Source organism: Dactylosporangium sp. NPDC005555, assembly GCF_040605635.1.
GTDB lineage: Bacteria > Actinomycetota > Actinomycetes > Mycobacteriales > Micromonosporaceae > Dactylosporangium.
The window spans coordinates 1-19,850 of sequence record NZ_JBEXDG010000035.1; the positions used below are offsets into that span (position 1 = coordinate 1).

Consider the following 19,850-nt stretch of genomic DNA (forward strand, 5'->3'; position numbering starts at 1 on the left):
AGGACCCTCGACAAGTCCTATCTTCCCAGCTCAGACGGCACCTGTTCCCATTCGACCCAGCATATGGGCAGCCCTTAACGAAAGACCCGGGCTAGTGGCACCGTGTCGCATTGACGGGCCGCACCGCACCCCGTCCGCACTCGGCTCGGCGAACGAGGCATTGCGCCGAGAGCGCCGACACCTTGGCAGCGACCCCGGCGCGACTGATTGCGGATGTCGCGCAGGTACCTGTGAGGTCGCGCGGCTATGCTGTGGCAGCCGTCATCCGGGCAGGTCTCATACGACCACCGCTTGCTGCCGTCGCCACCTGCAGGAGAGACATGACCTCGGTTCGTGCGCGTGCATGGGCGCTGTTCGACAGAATCGTCGCTACAGCCTCCGAGGACGGATACGCGACGCCCTGGCACGCCCGACCGGACGCTCCGGCGCAATACATGCCGGACTACGGCACGCTCCGGCGCCTGCTGGGCGTGCCGCTGATGTTGTCGGCGAACAGTCAGTCCGGTGTTCCAGCTCTTGCGCTGGACGTATGGGTGGCGTTCGAGCTCAGACGCTGCGGACTTGAAGCGGACGCAGTATGGCCCCGGGCGCAGGCCCCTCGGGTGCTTCCTACGGAGATCCAGGCATTGTTGCGAGCCAGAGATCTGCCGGGCGCTCTCAGAACCGAGCTCGCAGCACACGTCGCCGCGGGCAGAGGCGTAGGCAGCGCAAGCGCGAACATTCTTGGCAAGAACTATGTCAAGCAGGTCGACGTTGTCGTCAGCGCCTGGAACACCGGACCTGAACTGCTGATCTCCACGAAACGGATGGACTCGTCATTCGGGAAGAACGCGGCAAATCGCGTGGAGGAGAGCTACGGCGACGCCAAGAATCTTCGGTTGCGCTATCCGCAAGCCGCACTCGGTTTCCTGTACGGGCTGCGGGCAACGGCGTTCACCCTCGAGCCGGAAAAGGCGGAGTGGCTCGTTGACCTACTGACAAAGCTCGGCCAGGAGGACGACGCTTACCACGCCGTCGGTCTGATCGTTCCCGAGTGGGAGGCCGCACCGGATGCCGACTCCGCCGACGACGGCTCCGCGGACCCGCTGGTCGCCGCAGGTGTCCAGCGGGCACCGGTCGACGCCGGCGAGGCGGCGGACATGCGGGAAAATGACCTTGACACACAGCTTTCCAGCCTGCCTGCGGTACAACTGCGTTTCGACCACGTGCCCCCAGAACTCGACCCGGCACGCTTCTTCGACGTCATGGTCCGTCGTGTACTGAAAAGCAGCCCGATCACGTTCCATGTCGAAGCCAGGCAGCGACTGAAAGCCGCATCGGCCGACGGCGAACGGTAGCGCCACGGATTTCTACTGCGGCATCGTGTCCATGCCGTAGGCGCTCAACGCTGCAGCCGTCGCGGCACCGCGGTCGCGGTCGGCGAACGCCTTCCTGAGCGCATCCTTGACGTCGTCGCCGATGTCTCCGGGTCGAGGTGCCCGAACCCGCCGAAGGTATTGGGCCTGGAACCGTAGGGTACGGCCACGCATTTTCACACAGTATGCGGCTACCTGTCGCTCAACGACTTCGGACAGCAGCAGCCCTCCCAGCACCTCCAGATCCCAACCGTCGGACACCAGGTAGTAGAGGTTGTGGTGCGGGTAGTGGCCGCCGGGCTCCAGCACGGGACTGGCCCTGGCCTTGAGGTCTTCCAGAAGCAGTTTGGGCTTCTTGGTCACCGACATCGTGACCCGGTCGATCGTGCGATACCAACGTTGCTTGTTGTTCTTGGCGACCGCACGGCCACGAACTGCGGTCCCATGACGGCGCAGATACTCCTCAAGCTTCGGCCATGCTTCGAGGTCGACCAGTCCGTCCTCGTCCCAAGGGTTGACGAGATAGTGTCCGGTCCACGCGAAGGTGCCCGACTTGATGTCGGCAGGCATGGCCAGTTGCAGCATCCGCTCCGGTTCCGCAGCTGTGGCGTCCTGGGTCACATACACCGCGTCCGCGCCGGTGGCCACTCCGATCCGGATCCGTGTGCCTGTCTCCTCGTCCTCCAGCACTGGGAGCCGGTCGCCGAGATCTTCCAACCATGCCAGTGTCGCAGGACTGCCATCAGGCCACGATTCGGTCGTGGTGTGCCAGTGCGGAAGGCGAGCAGCGACGGCAGAGCGTGTCGCGAACGGTGTCGCGTCGTTGCGTTTCGCCGCCCACTTCATGAACTGGGCGGCGCCGTCCTCGTTGAAGTCGTCGCCCGCGTCGCCCGCGACAACCTCACCCTGGACGCCCCGTCGGATGATCGTCACCGCCGGATAGGCCGAGACGTCCTCCTCGAATGCGGCGACGCCGTGCATGATCAGACAGGTGTCGATGGCGAACTCGCCTGTGACGACCTTCTTGCGCAGCGCTCGGCCGTATTGGTTGCGCATCCACCGATCGGCGCAGATGTACCCGAGTCGCCCATCGGGCGCCAGCAGGTCCAGAGCCCGCTCGAAGAAGCCGATGTACAGGTCTGCCCTGCCCGTCATGGTTGGGCACGCCTTGCGGTATGCCGTAAGCGTCTCGCCTGGAAGATCCTCGATACGCACGTAGGGTGGGTTGCCAACCACGACGTGGACTGGACCGTCGGTCACGTCATCCAAGAGGAAGTCCGCGCGTCTGATCCATGTCGACGCGAGGTGCCGCGCGGCGGACTCCGGGCAGCCCTCGTCACGCAGGCGGGCGATGACGGCCTCCTGACAGGAGGCGACATGACGCGGCTGGACGTCGACAGCCACGATCGCGTTTCGCAGCGTCGACCATGGGTTCGTTTGACGATGAATGGCGCGGGAGGCAAGCAGACGCTCGAGCGCGACCATGAGAAACGCGCCACCGCCGACGGCCGGGTCCAGAAGGGTCAGTGCGGCAAGATCTTTCTCGACGGTGTAGTCCGACAGGTCGAGGATCAGCTCCACCACCCAGCGACGCGTGAACACCTCGCCATGCTGCGGTAAAGCGCCTGCTTGAACCCCGGGTGCTACGGCCGGGCCCTCCGTCGTGATCGCCACACGGCCACCGTAGTCCAATACGACGGCAACTCCCGGCAGCATGCGGTCTGCGTCACCGAACCGGCGCGGTAAGCGACGAGGCGAGACTGTCTGGCGGCCGGACGACTGCATGGGCTTGTGGCGGCACAGTAAAGTGCCGGGATGCTTAGCCGCTGGGCAGGACCGTGACTCCCGAGCAGCACAAGGCAATCGAGACGGCCTTGAAGGACTACTGGGCCAGCAGGCGCGCCGCCAAGGAGAAGCAGCAGCAGGACGGCTTGATCGACGACACGGGGGAGCGCTCCACCGCAACCTCCGGAGTTCACCTGGACAGCCTTGCCGCCCATCTCGCACAGGTCTGCATCACTGCCGGCGCACCCGCGGACCAGGTGTTCTACAGAACGCCGCAGGGCGCGCGAGCGGCCGGTCGCCCCCGCAGGCGACTGTCCGGCAGAACAGCGATCACTTTTCCTGGTTACTTCCGGCCGACCAAAGAGTGGGACCTGGTCGTCTACCACAGAGAGCGGCCGATCGTTGCTGTCGAGCTGAAGAGCCAGAATGGCCCCTCCTACAGCAACAATGCAAACAATCGGGTCGAGGAGGCGATCGGCAGCGCCGTCGACCTGAAGCGGGCCTGCGATGCACTCCTCATCCCGGGGCGTCCATGGCTTGGCTACGTGTATGTCATCGAAGATGATTTGACCTCCCGGCGGCGCGGCGGGTCGACCGAGAGTTCGATGTACCCGCGGGACTCTGTGTACGAGCACTGGTCCTACGTCGACCGGGTCCGGCTTTTGTGCACAAGACTGGTCGCGGACGGCTACTACGGTGCTGCGTGGGCAGTCGCGACAAGCCGGCCCGACTGCCCCGGCACTCCCGAGAAGCCGACCAGGTGTCCGCAGCTGAAATCGAAATACCGAGACGACCCCCTCCCCATAGAGGGTCTTTCGGCACCGGACCATGCACACGAATTCGCCTGGTACGAGCTCGACACCACCAACCTCGGACACGCCAATTTCGCGGCAGCATTGGCAGAACAGGTCGGAGCCTTCTACTCCCCCGGCGACACGGTGATTGTGTCCGAACCCAAGTTGTTCTGACACACCTCGCACCTACGGCAGGTCGTGGGCCTGAGACACTGGGCCATGACGACATTCGGCCCTTCCGACGACCTACGGGACGCCCGCTTCACCGACGCGGACCTACGAGGTGCCCGCTTCACTGGTTCGGATCTGTCCGGCGCGATGCTGCGCGGCGTCGAGCTGCAACGGGTGGAGCTCGACTCGCCGTGGCTGTTCGAGGGCGGCAACGTCCTGCTCGTCAACGGCGTCGACGTGCTGCCGTTCGTCGAGGCCGAGCTCAACCGCCGATTCCCCGGCCGCGCCGAACGGCAGGCGGGCGATCCGGACGGGCTGCGGGCGGCCTGGGCGGCCGTCGGGTCGACGTGGGCGGCGACCGTCGAGCGGGTCGCGGCAATGCCCGACGGCACGGTCGACCGGCCGGTGGACGGCGAGTGGTCGTTCGCGCAGACGCTGCGGCACCTGGTCCTCGCCACGGACCTGTGGCTCGGCAAGGCGGTCCTGGACCTCGACGAGCCCATGCATCCGATCGGCCTGCTGTATTCGGGCGCCGAGTTTTCCCTCCCGCCCGTCACACCGTCCTACGCCGAGGTCCTGGAGGTCCGGGCCGGCCGCATGGCGATGGTCGGCGAGTTCCTCGCCACCGTCACGCCCGAGGTGCTCGCCGAGCCGCGCCGCAACCCGCACGCGCCCGAGCGCGAGGAGACGGTGCTGCACTGCCTGCACGTGATCCTCGAGGAGGAGTGGGAGCACCACCGGTACGCCGTCCGTGACCTGGACGCCGTCACTTCTTGAGCAGTTGCTCAAAACATGGCAGACTCCAGTTGAGCGATCGCTCAACACCTGGAGGCGTCATGCTGCAACCACCTCCCCTGACCGGCGTCGTCGAGCGGCGCCTGCTGGTCAACTACCGGACCGACCCGGACACCACCGCCCGGCTGCTGCCGGCGCCGCTGCGGCCCCGGCTGGTCAACGGCTGGGCGGTGGCGGGCATCTGCCTGATCCGCCTCGGGCGGCTGCGGCCCCGGCACATGCCGGCGGTGGTGGGGCTGCGCAGCGAGAACGCCGCGCACCGCATCGCCGTGGAGTGGGACACCGGCGCCGGGACCCGGAGCGGGGTCTACATCCCCCGCCGGGACACGGGCTCCCTCGCCAACGCGGCGCTCGGCGGGCGGCTCTTCCCCGGCGAGCACCACCGCGCCCGGTTCGACACCCAGGAGACGGCGTCAGACCTGCGGGTGGCGTTCGCCAGCACCGACGCGACGGCCCACGCGGACGTGCGGGTCAGGGCGGCAGCGGGCTGGACGGGCGGCGAGCTGTTCGCGGACCTCGGCGAAGCGTCCGAGTTCTTCCGCCAGGACACCGACGGCTACTCCGCCACCGGCGACGCACGCCGCCTGGAGGGGCTGCGGCTGGGGACCGACGCGTGGAGCGTCGAGCCGGTCGAGGTGCTCGATGCGGCGTCGAGTTTCTTCGACGACCGGGCCCGCTTCCCGGCCGGCACGGCGACGCTGGACTGCGCGCTGCTCATGCGGGACGTGCCGGTCGTATGGGACCCGCTGCCCTCGATGCGGGTGGCGGCAATGCGGGTGGCGGCGTGAAGGTCGTCGTCGCGGGCGGGTCCGGCGGGCTCGGGCGGGCCGTCTCGCGGGACCTGACCGGCCGCGGACACGAGGTCGTCGTGCTGAGCCGGTCGCCGGCCGCGCCCGGCTCCGGCCGGTGGGTGCGCTGGGACGGCGGGACCGTGGGCGACTGGGCCGGTGAGCTCGCCGGCGCCGCGCTCGTCAACCTGTGCGGTGCCCTGGTCGACCGGCCGCCGACCCCGGCGAACGTCGCGCTGCTGACCAGGTCCCGCGTCGACCCGACCCGGGCGCTCGTCCGCGCCGCCGCCCTTGTCGAGGTGCCGGTGTGGATACAGATGAGCACCCTCGCCATCTACGGCGACGCCGGCGACGCGGTCCTCGACGAGGCCGCGCCCGTGGCCGCCGGGCCGCCGCAGATGGCCGGGGTCGCGACCGCCTGGGAGGAGGCGGCGGCGGACGCGCCCGCGGGCCGCCGGGTCGTCCTGCGCACGGGGATCGTCCTGGAGTCCGGCACCCCGGCGATGCGGCGCCTGACGGGCCTCGCGCGCTGGGGGCTGGGCGGCAGGGTCGGCGACGGACGGCAGTGGGTCAGCTGGCTGCACGTCACCGACATGCTCGCGATCGTGCGCCGCTGCCTCGACGACGGTGCGCTGGGCGGTGTCGTCCACGCGACGTCGCCGCGGCCGGTGCGCAACGCCGAGCTCATGGCCACGCTCCGGCGGGCACTGCACCGCCCGCCCGCGCCGCCGACGCCCGCGCCGCTGGTCCGGCTCGGCGCCCGCGTGCTGCGCACCGATCCGGCCCTGGCACTCACCGGCCGTCGCTGCGTCCCGGCCCGGCTGCTGCGGTCAGGCTTCGAATTCGCCCACCCCGAGCTCGGCGGCGCGGTGGCCGACCTGCTCACCACGCGCCCGGCCACTCGCGGCTGAGCGCCCGGAGCCCTCGTGGTCGGCCGTGGCGGGCACGGTCGTCAGTACACGGTGAGTCCGGCAGCGGTGAAGGTGTCGCGGACCCGGGTCAGGAGAGCGCCGTCAGGGGGCGGGGTGTCGCGGAGCGCGAACGAGACGCCGAGCCTGTCGTACTTGGCGGCGCCGAGCCGGTGGAACGGCAGGACGTCGACGCGTTCCACATTGCCCAGCCCCGCGGCGAACCCGGCGACGCCGTCCACGTCGGCCGGGTCGTCGGTGAGTCCGGGGACGAGCACATATCTGAGCCAGACCCTGGTGCCGCGGACGGCGAGGCGCCGCGCGAAGTCCAGGGTCGGCCCGATGGGACCACCGGTGAGGCGACGGTAGTGGGCCGGGTCCCACGACTTGATGTCCAGCAGGACGAGGTCGGTGACGGCGAGCAGGTCGTCGCCGGCCCGCGCGCCGAGCGCGCCGGAGGTGTCCAGGGCGGTGTGCAGGCCGAGCTCCTTCGCCCCGGTGAAGAGCGCACGGGTGAACGCGGGCTGCAGCAACGGCTCACCGCCGCTGACGGTCATGCCGCCGCCGGTGGTCAGGACGAACGCGACGAACCGTTCGACCTGTCCCATGACCGTGCCGGCGGTGGTCGCGGTGCCGTCGCGCATGCGCCAGGTGTCGGGGTTCTGGCAGTACAGGCACCGCAGCGGGCACCCGGCGAGGAACGCCACGAAACGGGTGCCCGGCCCGTCGACGCCGGTGGAGACGTCCCATGAGTGCAGCCGGCCCGGGACCGGACGCCACCAGCCGGGGGGAGCGGTGGCGGCGTCCGGCCGGGTCGTCCCGTCCCGGGGGGCAGAGGACGGGGCGGTCACATGGTTCATGCCGAACCGTGGAAGGTGCGGTTGACGACGTCGCGCTGCTGTTCGCGGGTCAACCTGACGAAGTTGACCGCGTACCCGGAGACCCTGACCGTCAGCTGCGGGTACCGCTCGGGGTGCTCCATCGCGTCCAGCAGTGTCGCCCGGTCGAGCACGTTGACGTTGAGGTGGAACCCGCCGGCGCCGGTGTAGGCGTCGAGGATGCGGGCCAGGTTGACGACCCGTTCGGCGTCGGCGCGACCGAGACCGTCGGGGGTGACCGTGCTGGTGAGCGAGATCCCGTCGCGGGCCGCCGGGTAGGGCAGCTTCGCCACCGACAGCGCCGAGGCGACCATGCCGTGCGTGTCGCGGCCGTTCATCGGGTTGGCGCCGGGCGCGAACGGCTCACCGGCACGGCGGCCGTCGGGCGTGTTGCCGGTGTGCTTGCCGTACACGACGTTCGAGGTGATCGTGAGCACCGACTGGGTGTGGATCGCGTCGCGGTAGCTGGGATTGGCACGGACCTTGTCCATGAAGGTCTCGACCAGCCACACCGCGATGCTGTCGGCGCGGTCGTCGCCGTTGCCGAAGGCCGGATACTCCCCGTCGACGACGTAGTCGACGACCAGGCCGGTGGCGTCGCGGACCGGCGTGACCTTCGCGTACCGGATCGCGGCGAGGCTGTCGGCGGCGACGGAGAGCCCGGCGATGCCGCAGGCCAGGAACCGGCGCACCGGATAGTCGTGCAGCGCCATCTCGATCCGCTCGTAGGCGTACTTGTCGTGCATGCAATGAATGATGTTGAGCGCGTCGACGTAGGTGCGGGCCAGCCAGTCCAGTGTCCGGTCGAACGCGGCGAGGACGTCGTCGTAGCGCAGGACGTCCCCGGTGACGGGCGGGCTCGCGGGTGCCACCTGGATGCCGCTCATCTCGTCGCGGCCGCCGTTGACGGCGTACAGCAGCGCCTTGGCGATGTTGACCCGCGCGCCGAAGAACTGCATGTCCTTGCCGACGCGCATCGCCGACACGCAGCAGGCGATGGCGGTGTCGTCGTCGCTGTAGCGGCGCAGCAGGTCGTCGTTCTCGTACTGGATGGCGCTGGTGTCCATCGACACCTTCGCGCAGAACAGTTTGAACGGCTCGGGCAGCGCCGGCGACCACAGGACGGTCAGGTTCGGCTCGGGTGCCGGACCCAGGTTGTACAGCGTCTGCAGATAGCGCAGCGACGTCCTGGTGACGAGGGTCCGCCCGTCAGCGGACATCCCGCCGATCGACTCGGTGACCCACGTCGGGTCGCCGGAGAACAGCTGGTCGTATTCGGGGGTCCGCAGGAACCGGATGATGCGCAGCTTCATGACGAAGTCGTCGACGAGCTCCTGCGCGCCGGACTCGGTCAGCGCTCCTTCGGCGAGGTCCCGCTCCAGGTACACGTCGAGGAACGTCGAGGTGCGGCCGAGTGACATCGCCGCGCCGTTCTGCTCCTTGGCGGCGGCGAGATAGGCGAAGTACAGCCATTGCACGGCCTCCCGCGCGGTGCGGGCGGGGCCGGCGATGTCGTGGCCGTAGCCGGCGGCCATGCTCTTGAGCTCCTCCATGGCGCGCAGCTGCTCGGCGAGCTCCTCCCGGTCACGGATGACGTCGGCGGTCGCGGCGTGCTCGTCCAGCGACGCCTTGTCGCGGCGCTTCTCGGCGATGAGGAAGTCGACGCCGTACAGCGGGACCCGGCGGTAGTCGCCGATGATGCGTCCCCGCCCGTACGCGTCCGGGAGGCCCGTGATGATGCCCGCCCTGCGGGCGGCGAGGATCTGCGGCGTGTACGCGTCGAACACGGCCGCGTTGTGCGTCTTGCGGTACCTGGTGAAGATCTCCCTGACGAGCGGGTCGAGCTCGTAGCCGTATGCCTTCAGGCCGTTCTCCACCATCCGCAGCCCGCCGGACGGCATGATCGCCCTGCGCAGCGGGGCGTCGGTCTGCAGGCCGACGATGAGCTCGCACTCACGGTCGATGTAGCCGGGCGCGTGGGCCGTGATCGACGCCGGGGTGTGCACGTCGACGTCGTGGATGCCGCGTTCGCGTTCCTGCGGGAACATCGCGGTCAGCAGCCCCCAGATGTGGGTGGTCCGCGGTGTCGGGCCGGCCAGGAACCCCTCGTCGCCGTCATACGGGCGGACGTTGGCCCGCACGAACCCCGCCACGTCGACCTGGTCACGCCACGAGCCGCCACGGAAGCCACGCCAGGCGGCGAGCCCGGCAGTGGTTTCGGCGCTGATGGTGGTCATCGGATCCTCCAAAGCTCTTTCCCGCTGCGGTGCAAGCCTTGCCGGGCGCGGACGGAGGCGGCAGGGCCGGAAGTCCCGCCGCCCCGGGACACCGGTCACGTGGCACCGGTCAGAACATGACCGGTGCCCGGTAGCCCTGCGGCTGGTCGCCGGTGTCGTCCACATCGAACGACAGGTGGCTGACGACGTCCACGACACCGTCGACCCGCTCGATCCGCCGGACGAGCGCCGGGACCAGCGACCCGCGCTCCACCTGCCCCAGCAGGGTGACGATGCCGTCGTCGACCTCGACGCGGAGCTGTGACCGGTCGACTCCGACAAGGTCGTCGACGGCCTCTGCGAGGATCTCGCCGCGGATCTCGGCGTCGGTGCGCAGGAACACCTTCAGCAGGTCCCGCCGGGTCACCATGCCGATGAGGCGGCCGAGGCCGTCGACGACCGGGAGGCGTTTGAGCTCCGCGCCCTCCATGATCCGTGCGGCCGCGACCACGGATGTGGTGCTCATGACGGTGACGGCGGGGGCGTTCATCAGCTCGCCCGCGGCGGTCGCGTGCGCCTTGCCGCGGGCCTGGCGGGTGTGCCGGTTCTCGAACAGTCGCAGATGGTCGTCGTCGCCGGCGAACTCGATCTTCGGCACGAGGTCGGCCGACGACACCACACCGACGACCCGGTCGTGCCCGTCGACCACCGGCACGGCGTTGATCTCATGCGCCTCCAGGAGGTCGACGATCTCCTTGAACGGCGTGTCCTCCTGCACCGATATCGCGCCGATCGTCATCACGTCGGCGACATTCCAGCGTCCCATTGCCCGCCTCCTGCTCACTTCCACCGCTGTCTGCTGACCCGACCGTACGGCTCGCCGGACACCCGGCAGCAGGGCACAACGGCACCTCCGCGGGTGCCGTTCGACCGGCCCGCGCAGCCGGGTCCTTCGACCCTGTCCGCGGCCGGAAACCCGTGCCTAGCATCGAATCGGACCCTTTGGAGGTGCGCTGCGACAGATCCGCGGTCTCCGCGACCGGCTCCGGCAGCCGTCGACCCCGACAAGGAAGGGCATCATGAACACACAACGCATCGTCGTCGGCTACGACGGATCCGATGAGGCGGGCAGAGCGGTGGACTGGGCCGCCGACGAGGCCGCTCGGACGCGGGCGCAGCTGCAGATCGTGCACGGCTACCACGTCTCATGGCCCGGCGTGTACTACGACGTCACGGCCGAACTGATCGAGGCCGTGGAGCGGGCCGGCGAGCAACTCGTCGCCGACGCCGCCGCGCGTGTCCGCGAACACCACGACGGCCTCGACGTCGTCGGCGTCGCGATCGAGGCGCCGGGCGCGGCGGGCCTGCTCGGCGTGAGCGAGACCGCCGCGCTGCTCGTCGTCGGCAACCGCGGTGCCGGCGGCGTCAGCAACCTGTTCCTGGGCTCGGTGAGCCAGCAGGTCGCGACGCACGCCCGCACGCCGGTCGTCGTCGTGCGCGGGCACTGCGACGCGGTCACCGGGCCGGTCGTCGTCGGGGTGGACGGTTCAGCGTCAGCGGAGGTGGCGCTGCGGCTCGCGTTCGACGCCGCCGCGCGGCGGAGCACCGAGGTCGTCGCGATCCGCGCCTACGAGCCGCCGTCGACGGTGCTCGTCCCACGGGACGCCGCCGCGGAGGTGGAGCGGGCCGCGCTCGAGTCGTCCCTCGACGGGTGGCGGGAGCAGTACCCCGGCGTCAAGGTGCAAGCGCTCGTGACCGCCGGCAGGGCCGCGAAGGTGCTCATCGGCGCCTCACACACGGCGCAGCTCGTCGTGGTCGGCAGCCGCGGGCACGGCGGCTTCACGGGACTGCTGCTGGGCTCGGTCGGGCAGCAGCTGATGCAGCACTCGGAATGCCCGGTGCTGATCGCCCACACGCCCGCGGCCAGGTGAACCGTCCGCGCCCGGCGGCACGCGACCGCCACCGGGCGAACGGCAAGGTCCCGCCACGGCGGGACCTTCGCCACTGCGCAGGCCACCGGTGGCGCCCCGGTCGAATCATGACGACCACGGCAACGCACCCCGCACCCCGCGGCCCGCGGCCCGTGGCCCGTGGCCCGTGGCCCGTGGCCCGATCATCGTCTGCACGTCGACCCCGGGCGCCACCCGCACAAGCTCCTCATGGACCCTGATCCGGCGCCGGTCTCGGCACACGGGCCGAAAGTCCTCCGATCGCGGGCACCTGGCCCGCCGACCGGTGGACACCGGTCGGCGGCGGGCGTGGACGTTCGGCGGTCGCCGCTGCCGGGCCGGACCAGACACTATTGGTGACACAGAGTGTTCTGCCGGATACCGATCGGGAAGCGAATGTCGAACGTCATACCTGAGGTCATGGATGTCCACGTCGGCCGGCAGGCGATCTACGACCGGCAGGGCGACATCGCCGCGTACGAGCTGCTGTTCCGCAACGCGCCGGGGGCCAGCTCCGCGACGAACGGCGGCGCCCTCGCCACGAGCCAGGTGATGGTCGCCGCGTTCACCACCGTCGGCCTGGACGAGCTCGCTGGCAGCCGGCCGTGCTTCATCAACCTGACCGCGGACTTCCTCCTCGGCGAGCTGCCCGTGCCGTTCGCGCCCGAGCACGCCGTGCTGGAGGTCCTGGAGACGGTCGACGTCGACGACCGGATCGTGCAGGGCGTCGCCGCCCTGGTAGACCGCGGCTACGTCATCGCCCTCGACGACTTCGTGTCCGGCTCCGGGCACGAGCGCCTGTTCGGCCTGGCGAGCTACGTGAAGGTCGACTTCCTCGGCACGACCGCCGAGCAGCGGCAGGCGATCCTCGACGTGCGGGCCGCGCACCCGCACCTGCGGTTCGTCGCCGAGCGCCTGGAGACCGCCGACGACGTCGCCGAGGCGCACGCCCTCGGGTTCGAGCTGTTCCAGGGGTACGCCCTGAGCCGCCCGGCGGTCGTGTCGGCCCGCACGCTGAGCGCGTCGCGGCTGCGCTGCGTGCACCTGCTCGGCCTGCTCATGGCGCCGGACGTGGGCCTGGACCGGATCGTGTCCATCGTGTCCGGCGACCCGGCGCTGAGCTACCGGATGCTGAAGGCGGTCAACACCGCCGCGGCCGGCACCGCGCACCGGGTGTCATCGGTGCACGAGGCCGTCGTCATGCTCGGCGCCGCCCAGATCCGCAACTGGGTGACCCTCATGCTCATCGGCGACCTCACCGAGGCCGGGGAGGAGCAGACCGCCGACATCCTCGTCCAGGCGCAGCTGTGCCGGCTGATCGCCGAGAGCGCCGGCCTCGCCGGCGACGAGGCGTTCACCGCGGGCCTGCTCGACGCCGTCGCCGGGCTGCTCGGCATGCCGGTCAGCGCCCTCGCCGGCTCGCTGCCCCTGGCGCCCGCCGTCAGCGATGCGCTCCTGCACGGCACCGGTCCCCTGGGCCACGTCCTCGCCACCGTCCAGGCCCACGCCCACGGGACCCCGCCGCCGGCCGGCTCGGACGGCGACATCCTCGGCCAGCACTTGGCGGCCCTGGCCTGGGCCACCCGGACGGCGCAGGCGATCCGCTCCAACTGAGACCCACCGGCCCGGGCGGCCCGCCCGGCAGACACCGGTGCGCCGCCGCGGTCAGCGGCCGCGCGAAGCGGCGACCGTCAGCGGGGCTTGGCGACGGTGAGCAGGACGGCGGCGTCCTCGAGGGCTTCCAGGCTGTGCCGGGCGTCGGGGATCACGAGCAGGTCCCCGGCGCCGCCCTCGGCGCTGCCGGCGGCGCTGGCGAGCCGGACCCGGCCGTGCAGCACGTGCAGCGTCGCCTCGCCCGGGTTCTCGTGCTCGTCGAGCCGCCGCCCGGCGGCCAGGGCGATGAGCGTCTGGTGCAGGGCGCTGCCGTGGCCGCCGTACAGGGTCTGGGCGCTACGCCCGCCGGCGGCGCCGCGGGCGGTGGTCAGGTGCTGCTCGACGAGGGACGGCAACGATGACGGGTTCATGCGGGCTCCTGTACTCGGCGGGCGAGGGTGCTCATCTTGACGGCGGTGTACACGGCGGCGGCGAGGGCCACGTCCGACAGCAGCATCAGGCCGATCGAGTACGAGCCTTCCACCCCGTACACCCAGCCCATGATGAGCGGAGGGACGAACCCGCCGAGCCCGCCCGCGGCACCGACGACGCCGGTGACGGCGCCGACCTTGTCCGCGGGCGCGACCTTGCCGACGAGGGCGAAGACGGCGCCGCCGGCCCCGGCACGGCACATACCCCTCGGTGATCAGCCGTGCTTCGCTGTGGACGCGCGCGATCCGTCCTGGCGGGCCGGCAGCAGCGTGACGACCTCGTCGACGTCGTCGAGGCCGTCCGTGCGGTGGGTGATGAGCAGGACCGCCCGGGCCCCGGACGCGGCGAGCAGGTCGCGGGTCAGTTCGGCGGCGGTGCCGTCGTCGAGGTGTTCTGTCGGCTCGTCGAGGATCAGGACCGGGAAGTCGGCCAGCAGCACGCGGGCGAGCGCGAGCCGGCGGCGCTGGCCGCCGGACAACGTGACACCGTGCTCACCCACGGGCGTGCCGAGTCCGGCGGGGAGGGTCCGGACCCAGTCCAGCAGCCGCGCGGCGGCCAGGGCCGTCTCGAGCTCGGCCGCGGTCGCGGCGGGGCGGCCGACGCGCAGGTTCTCCTCGATGGTCGTGTCGAACAGATACACGTCGTCGCCCAGGTATCCGACGGTGCGACGCACGTCGTCGCCGCGCAGGTCGCGGATGTCGACGTCGTTGAGCGTCACCCGCCCGGTGAGCGGATCGAGCCATCGCAGCAACAGTGCCGCAACCGTGCTCTTGCCCGCGCCGCTCGGTCCCACGAGCGCGACCCGGCGGCCCGGGCGAAGCGTGAGGGACACGTCGCGGAGCACGACCTGTCCCGGCGTCCAACCGGCGGACACCCCCTCCAGGCGGACGGTCGGCGGGCCGTCCGGCAGCGGCACCGGCGCGGCAGGGTCGGGCGCCGGGTCCGCGGCGACGGCGATCTCGGCGAGCCGCCCCAACGCGGAGCGGGCCGCGGCGAGGCGCTGCGCGGCGGCGGGGATCGTGCCGACGGTCTCGAAGACGGCGAGCGGGGTCAGCACGACGACGGCGAGCAGCTCGCCCGGCAGAGCGCCGGCCCGGACCGCGACGGCACCGGCGGCGAGGCCTGCCAGGACGCTCAGCCCGGTGCATGATGCGGTGACCGCCGCCGACACGCCGGCGGCGGCGCCGGAGCGGCGGGCAGCGGTGAGCAGTTGCCGGTCGGTGCGGTCCAGCGCGGTCAGCGCGCGCCCGACGGCGCCGTGCGCGATGAGGTCGGGCAGCCCCTGCAGCAGATCGACGGTGCCGGCGGCCAGCGCACCACGCAGCGGCGCGAGCCGGGCGTCGGCACGACGGACGGCCGCCGCCTGCACCAGCGGCACCCCGACCGCGACGGCGAGCAGGCTCGCGGCGAGTGCCGCGCCCGCGACCGGCAGCAGGTTGCCGATGAGCAGCACCGTGGCGGCGCCGGTGACGGCCGCGACGGCGATGGGCAGCAGCACGCGCGCGATGACGTCGAGCACCGACTCGACGTCGTCGACGAGGCGGGCGACGAGGTCGCCGCGGCGGAACGCGGTGAGGCCGGCCGGCGCGAGGCGCTCCAGCCGCCGGTACGTGCGGACCCGCAGCCCGCCCAGTACGCGGAGCGCGGCGTCGTGGCCGGCGATCCGTTCGACATAGCGCAGCACGCCGCGGCCGATGCCGAACGCCCGGACGGCGACGATGGCCACCATGAGGTGCAGCACCGGCGGGTGCTGGGCGGCGCGCGAGATGAGCCACGCCGAGGTCGCCATCAGCCCGACCCCGGCACCGGCCGCACCGACCCCGGCGAGCAGGGCCAGGCCGAGCTGACCGGCGGCAGGCCGGCACAGCCGCAGCACACCGGTGATGAGGCCGGCATGGCCGCCGCTTTCCTGACGGCCCGCGGCACCGGTGGCGTGACCGCTGCGGTGCCGGCGGGACACCCGGGCGCCGTTGCGAGGTGCCCTGCCGGTCGGCGTTTCGGCGCGGCCCGCGCGGTCGACGGTGGTCATGCCGCCACCGCCGTGCGTCCGACCGGGATGCTGCGGTCGGCGACGGCGATGAGCGCCGGCCGGTGGGCCGCCATGATGACGGTCCTGCCGGCGGCGTGGGTGCGGATCGCGGCGAGGATGCCCGCCTCCGTCTCCGCGTCGAGGTTGGCGGTCGGCTCGTCGAGCAGGACCAACGGGGCGTCCCGCAGGAACACGCGGGCCAGCGCGATGCGCTGGCGCTGCCCGGCGGACAGGCCGGCGCCGTCGTCGCCGAGCCTGGTCGACATCCCCTCCGGCAGCGCGTCGATGAACTCCAGCGCGCCGGCCTGCGCCGCCGCACGCCGCAGCGACTCCGCTGTGGCGCCGGGTGCGCCGAGGCGGATGTTGTCGGCGATGGTGCCGGTGCTGAGCCAGGGCCGCTGCGGCAGCCACGCGACCCCTCGCCGCCACTCGTCGGGGTCGACGGTCGTCAGGTCGTGACCGCCGACGGTGACGCTGCCGGTGCCCGGGGCGGCGAATCCGAGCAGCACGGCCAGGGCCGTGGACTTGCCGCAGCCGCTGGGACCGGTCAGTGCGACCACCTCGCCGGGGTGGATCTCGGCGGTGAACGACGGCAGCGACGCGTCGGACCGGCCCTCGTGGCGGACGACGACGTTCTCGAACCGCATGGTGCCGGCCGGTGGGGGTGCGGTCCCGCGCGGCGGCAGCGGCTGTTCGAGTATCTCGAACACCGACGTGGCGGCGGCGAGTCCTTCGGCGCTGGCGTGGTAGTTGGCGCCGACCTGGCGCAACGGCAGGTAGGCCTCGGGGGCGAGGATCAGCACGAGCAGCGCCGTGGCGAGGCCGAGGCTGCCGTCGACGAGGCGCAGCCCGATGCCGACCGCGACGAGCGCCACGGACAGCGTCGCGAGCAGCTCCAGGACGAGCGATGACAGGAACGCGACCCGGAGTGTGCGCATGGTGGTGGCGCGCTGCTCGGCGCTGATGCGGGCGATGATCCCGGCCTGCCGTTTGGCGCGTCCGAAGATCCGCAGGGTCGGCAGGCCGGCGACGACGTCGAGGAAGTGGTGCGACAGCCGGGCCAGGAGCCGGAACTGGCGCCGGTTCGCCGTTTCGGTGTGCATCCCGACCAGGGCCATGAAGACCGGGATGAGCGGCAGGGTGACAGCGATCGTGCCGGCGGCGACGAGATCCGCGGGCGCGATACGGGCGAGCACGACGACCGGCACCAGGGCGGCGAGGACGAGGTGCGGCAGATACCGGGCGAAGTAGGCGTCCAGCGCGTCCAGCCCTCGTGTGGCGAGGGTGGCGACCTCGCCGGTGCCGGTGCCGGCGGCGCCCGGCCCCAGGGCCGCGACGTGGGTGAGGAGCCGCGACCGCAGCTGGCGCTTCACGGCGGCCGCCGACCGGGCGGCGGAGACCTCCTGCGCCCAGGCGACCCCCGCCCGCAGCACGACGACGGCGGCCAGCCACGCGAGGGTCGGCGCGATCCGGGCCACGTCGGCGCCGTGCAGGTAGACGGCGGTGATGCCGTCGGCGAGGAGGGTCGCCTGCGCCACGACCAGCGCGGCGAGGGCGAGGCCGAGGACGACGGACAGTGCCAGGTAGGTGCGGGTCGCCCGGGCGTGGCGCAGCAGACGCGGGTCCAGGGGCCTCACGGGCGGGCCGCCGGGATGTGCTCGACCCGCAGCCGCCGGCGGAACACCCAGTAGGTCCACGACTGGTAGCCCAGCACGATCGGCGTGAAGCAGACCGCGACCCAGGTCATGACCTTCAAGGTGTAGGGCGTGGAGGACGCGTTGGTCACGGTGAGGCTGTCGCCGCTGGTGAGGGTGGTCGGCATGACGTCGGGGAACAGCGTGACGAACAGGGCGGCGACGGCGAGGACGAGGGTCGCCCCGGTGGCCAGGAACGCCCATCCTTCCTTGCGGGCCCGTGTGGCGAGGACCGCACCGATCAGCGTCGCGGCGGCCGCGGCGGACAGCGCCCAGCCCCACGCGTCGTCGTGGGTCAGCTGTGTCCACAGCAGGAATGCGGCGGCGACGAGCACGGCGGGCAGGCTGAGCCGGAACGCGAGGCGTCCGGCCCTGGCCCGGACGTCTCCGTCGGTCTTCAACGCCAGGAACACGGCGCCGTGCAGCGCGAACAGCGACAGGGTCGTGAGGCCGCCGAGCAGTGCGTAGGGATTGAGGAGGGTGAAGAACGTGCCGACGTACTCGTGCTCGGCGTTGATGGGCACGCCTCGGACGATGTTGCCGAACGCGACGCCCCACAGGAGTGCCGGGACGAGGCTTCCGACGATGATGCACAGGTCCCAGCGGCTCCTCCATCGCGGGTTGTCGATTTTCCCGCGGTATTCGAAGGCGAGCCCGCGCAGGATGAGCGCGACGAGGATGATCAGCAACGGCAGGTAGAAGCCGGAGAACAGCGTGGCATACCACTCCGGGAACGCGGCGAAGGTCGCGCCGCCGGCGACGAGGAGCCAGACCTCGTTGCCGTCCCAGACGGGGCCGATGGTGTTGATGAGCAGGCGCCGCTCCCGCTCGTCGCGGGAGAGCACCGGCAGCAGCATGCCCACGCCGAAGTCGAACCCTTCCAGGAGGAAGTAGCCGGACCAGAGCACAGCGATGAGCGCGAACCAGACGGTGGTGAGTTCCATTGTCGTTTCCCTCTAGTACGCGAACGCCAGCGGACGGTCTTCGTCATCTTCGTCGTGAGGTACGACGATTTCGGGTGCTCCGGCCCGGGCGTACCGCAGCATCAGCATCAGTTCGACGACGGCGAGCGCGCCGTACAGGAGCGTGAACACGATGAGCGACGTCGCGACGGTGCTCGCGGAGACCGCCGGCGACACGCTCTGCGAGGTCTTGAAGATGCCGAAGACGGTCCATGGCTGGCGGCCGACCTCGGTGAAGATCCAGCCGAACGAGTTGGCGAGCAGGGGCATGGCGACGGTCGCGACGGCCGAGGCCCACAGCCAGCGGCTGTCAGGCAGCCGCCCCTTGCGGGTGCGCCACAACGCGACCGCGGCGACGGCCATGGCGAGGACGCCGAACCCGATCATGAGGCGGAACGACCAGTAGGTGACCGGCACGTAGGGCACGTAGTCGCCGTCGCCGTAGCGTTCGGCGTACTGCCGCTGCAGGTCGTTGATCCCCTCCACCTCGCCGCCGGGGCTGCCGGTCGCCATGAACGACAGCAGCGACGGGATGCGTACGCTCGCGACCTCCTCGCGCCCGTCGAGCGAGCCGATGGTGAAGATCGAGAACGAGGCGGGCTTGTCCGTCTGGTACAGCGCCTCGGCCGCGGCCATCTTCATCGGCTGCTGCTCGGTCATCACCCGCGCCTGCAGGTCACCGGTGATGAGGACACCGACGCCGGCGACGAGCACCACCCAGGCGCCGAGTCGTAGTGCCGGCCGGAACACGTCGGCCTGGTTGCGGCGGCGCAGGTGCCAGGCGCTCACGGCCAGCATGAACGCCCCGGCGGTGAGGAAGCATGCGGTGACGGTGTGCGGAAACGTCACGAGGGTCGTCGAGTTCGTCAGGACGGCACCGATGTCGGTGAGCTCCGCCCGGCCGCGTTCGGCGTTGAGCGTGTACCCGACGGGATGCTGCATCCAGGAGTTGGCGGCGAGGATGAAGTACGCCGAGAGCATGGTGCCGATCGACGCGAGCCAGATCGCCGCCAGGTGGACGCGTTTCGGCAGCCGGTCCCAGCCGAAGATCCACAGCCCGAGGAACGTCGACTCGAGGAAGAACGCCAGGAGACCTTCGATGGCCAGCGGGGCGCCGAAGATGTCCCCGACGAACCGCGAATAGGCGCTCCAGTTCATGCCGAACTGGAACTCCTGCACGATGCCGGTGACGACGCCCATCGCGAAGTTGATCAGGAACAGCTTTCCCCAGAATTTCGTCGCGCGCAGGTACTCCGGGCGTCCGGTCCGCACCCAGGCGGTCTGCAGCCCGGCGACGAGCGCCGACAGGCCGATGGTCATCGGCACGAAGAGGTAGTGGTACACGGTGGTGATCGCGAACTGCCACCGCGCGAGATCCAGCGCGTCCATGCCCCGATTCTCATGAGCCGGCAGGTGCCGCATCAGGGCCGAACGGCACGTC

General features: G+C 71.1%; 16 protein-coding genes and 1 pseudogene. 7 read left to right on the top strand and 10 right to left on the bottom strand.

Annotated features, from left to right (window positions below; translation table 11 throughout):
* Window positions 1-320 precede the first annotated feature (320 nt).
* Complete coding sequence (locus ABZS58_RS31990) at window positions 321-1,337, top strand: hypothetical protein (RefSeq protein WP_354786968.1); 1,017 nt, start codon at window positions 321-323, stop codon at window positions 1,335-1,337.
* A gap of 12 nt (window positions 1,338-1,349) precedes the next feature.
* Here the strand turns inward: ABZS58_RS31990 and ABZS58_RS31995 are convergent, their stop codons facing one another.
* Window positions 1,350-3,029, bottom strand: coding sequence for an N-6 DNA methylase (locus ABZS58_RS31995; protein ID WP_354786969.1), 1,680 nt, complete (start codon window positions 3,027-3,029; stop codon window positions 1,350-1,352).
* Window positions 3,030-3,193: 164 nt separating this feature from the next.
* Here ABZS58_RS31995 and ABZS58_RS32000 point away from each other — a divergent pair, with 164 nt between their 5' ends.
* The 4 genes from ABZS58_RS32000 to ABZS58_RS32015 are packed head-to-tail and all read left to right on the top strand — an operon-like array spanning window position 3,194 to window position 6,599.
* The gene (locus ABZS58_RS32000; RefSeq protein ID WP_354786970.1) at window positions 3,194-4,108 is read left to right on the top strand and encodes a PaeR7I family type II restriction endonuclease; all 915 of its coding nucleotides are present in this window, start codon (window positions 3,194-3,196) and stop codon (window positions 4,106-4,108) included.
* A gap of 45 nt (window positions 4,109-4,153) precedes the next feature.
* Window positions 4,154-4,882, top strand: coding sequence for a DinB family protein (locus tag ABZS58_RS32005; RefSeq protein WP_354786971.1), 729 nt, complete (start codon window positions 4,154-4,156; stop codon window positions 4,880-4,882).
* 59 nt (window positions 4,883-4,941) lie between these two features.
* Window positions 4,942-5,688 carry a DUF2071 domain-containing protein gene (locus ABZS58_RS32010; protein WP_354786972.1) on the top strand — a complete coding sequence of 249 codons (747 nt, stop codon included), beginning with the start codon at window positions 4,942-4,944 and terminating at the stop codon, window positions 5,686-5,688.
* On the top strand, window positions 5,685-6,599 hold the full coding sequence (locus tag ABZS58_RS32015; protein WP_354786973.1) for a DUF1731 domain-containing protein: 915 nt from the start codon (window positions 5,685-5,687) through the stop codon (window positions 6,597-6,599). The genes ABZS58_RS32010 and ABZS58_RS32015 overlap by 4 nt, the downstream gene beginning before the upstream one ends.
* A 41-nt stretch (window positions 6,600-6,640) precedes the next feature.
* On the opposite strand, the gene pflA is transcribed toward ABZS58_RS32015, so the two are convergent.
* From pflA to ABZS58_RS32030, 3 genes are all read right to left on the bottom strand, one after another.
* Complete coding sequence (pflA, locus tag ABZS58_RS32020; RefSeq protein WP_354786974.1) at window positions 6,641-7,456, bottom strand: pyruvate formate-lyase-activating protein; 816 nt, start codon at window positions 7,454-7,456, stop codon at window positions 6,641-6,643.
* On the bottom strand, window positions 7,453-9,711 hold the full coding sequence (gene pflB / locus ABZS58_RS32025) for a formate C-acetyltransferase (protein ID WP_354786975.1): 2,259 nt from the start codon (window positions 9,709-9,711) through the stop codon (window positions 7,453-7,455). The genes pflA and pflB overlap by 4 nt, the downstream gene beginning before the upstream one ends.
* Window positions 9,712-9,820: 109 nt before the next feature.
* Window positions 9,821-10,516, bottom strand: a complete 696-nt coding sequence (locus ABZS58_RS32030; protein ID WP_354786976.1) for a CBS domain-containing protein — start codon at window positions 10,514-10,516, stop codon at window positions 9,821-9,823.
* A 253-nt stretch (window positions 10,517-10,769) separates the two neighbouring features.
* Here ABZS58_RS32030 and ABZS58_RS32035 point away from each other — a divergent pair, with 253 nt between their 5' ends.
* Both ABZS58_RS32035 and ABZS58_RS32040 read left to right on the top strand, forming a co-directional pair.
* Window positions 10,770-11,621, top strand: coding sequence for a universal stress protein (locus ABZS58_RS32035; protein WP_354786977.1), 852 nt, complete (start codon window positions 10,770-10,772; stop codon window positions 11,619-11,621).
* Between the two features lie 438 nt (window positions 11,622-12,059).
* Complete coding sequence (locus tag ABZS58_RS32040; RefSeq protein ID WP_354786978.1) at window positions 12,060-13,253, top strand: HDOD domain-containing protein; 1,194 nt, start codon at window positions 12,060-12,062, stop codon at window positions 13,251-13,253.
* Between the two features lie 77 nt (window positions 13,254-13,330).
* Here ABZS58_RS32040 and ABZS58_RS32045 read toward each other — a convergent pair whose 3' ends face one another.
* The 6 genes and pseudogenes from ABZS58_RS32045 to ABZS58_RS32070 form a co-directional block, all read right to left on the bottom strand.
* Window positions 13,331-13,663 carry a LuxR family transcriptional regulator gene (locus tag ABZS58_RS32045; RefSeq protein ID WP_354786979.1) on the bottom strand — a complete coding sequence of 111 codons (333 nt, stop codon included), beginning with the start codon at window positions 13,661-13,663 and terminating at the stop codon, window positions 13,331-13,333.
* A pseudogene (locus ABZS58_RS32050) lies at window positions 13,660-13,899 on the bottom strand (MFS transporter); the annotation flags it as partial. The pseudogene ABZS58_RS32050 and the gene ABZS58_RS32045, both read right to left, overlap by 4 nt.
* 39 nt (window positions 13,900-13,938) lie before the next feature.
* The gene (gene cydC, locus ABZS58_RS32055) at window positions 13,939-15,753 is read right to left on the bottom strand and encodes a thiol reductant ABC exporter subunit CydC (RefSeq protein WP_354786980.1); all 1,815 of its coding nucleotides are present in this window, start codon (window positions 15,751-15,753) and stop codon (window positions 13,939-13,941) included.
* Window positions 15,750-17,390, bottom strand: coding sequence for a thiol reductant ABC exporter subunit CydD (gene cydD / locus ABZS58_RS32060; protein ID WP_354786981.1), 1,641 nt, complete (start codon window positions 17,388-17,390; stop codon window positions 15,750-15,752). The genes cydC and cydD overlap by 4 nt, the downstream gene beginning before the upstream one ends.
* Entirely contained in the window at window positions 17,387-18,391 is a 1,005-nt protein-coding gene (gene cydB, locus ABZS58_RS32065; RefSeq protein ID WP_354786982.1) for a cytochrome d ubiquinol oxidase subunit II, read from the bottom strand. Before cydB ends, cydD begins: the two co-directional genes overlap by 4 nt.
* Before the next feature lie 12 nt (window positions 18,392-18,403).
* Complete coding sequence (locus tag ABZS58_RS32070; protein ID WP_354786983.1) at window positions 18,404-19,798, bottom strand: cytochrome ubiquinol oxidase subunit I; 1,395 nt, start codon at window positions 19,796-19,798, stop codon at window positions 18,404-18,406.
* Between the last annotated feature and the right edge of the window lie 52 nt (window positions 19,799-19,850).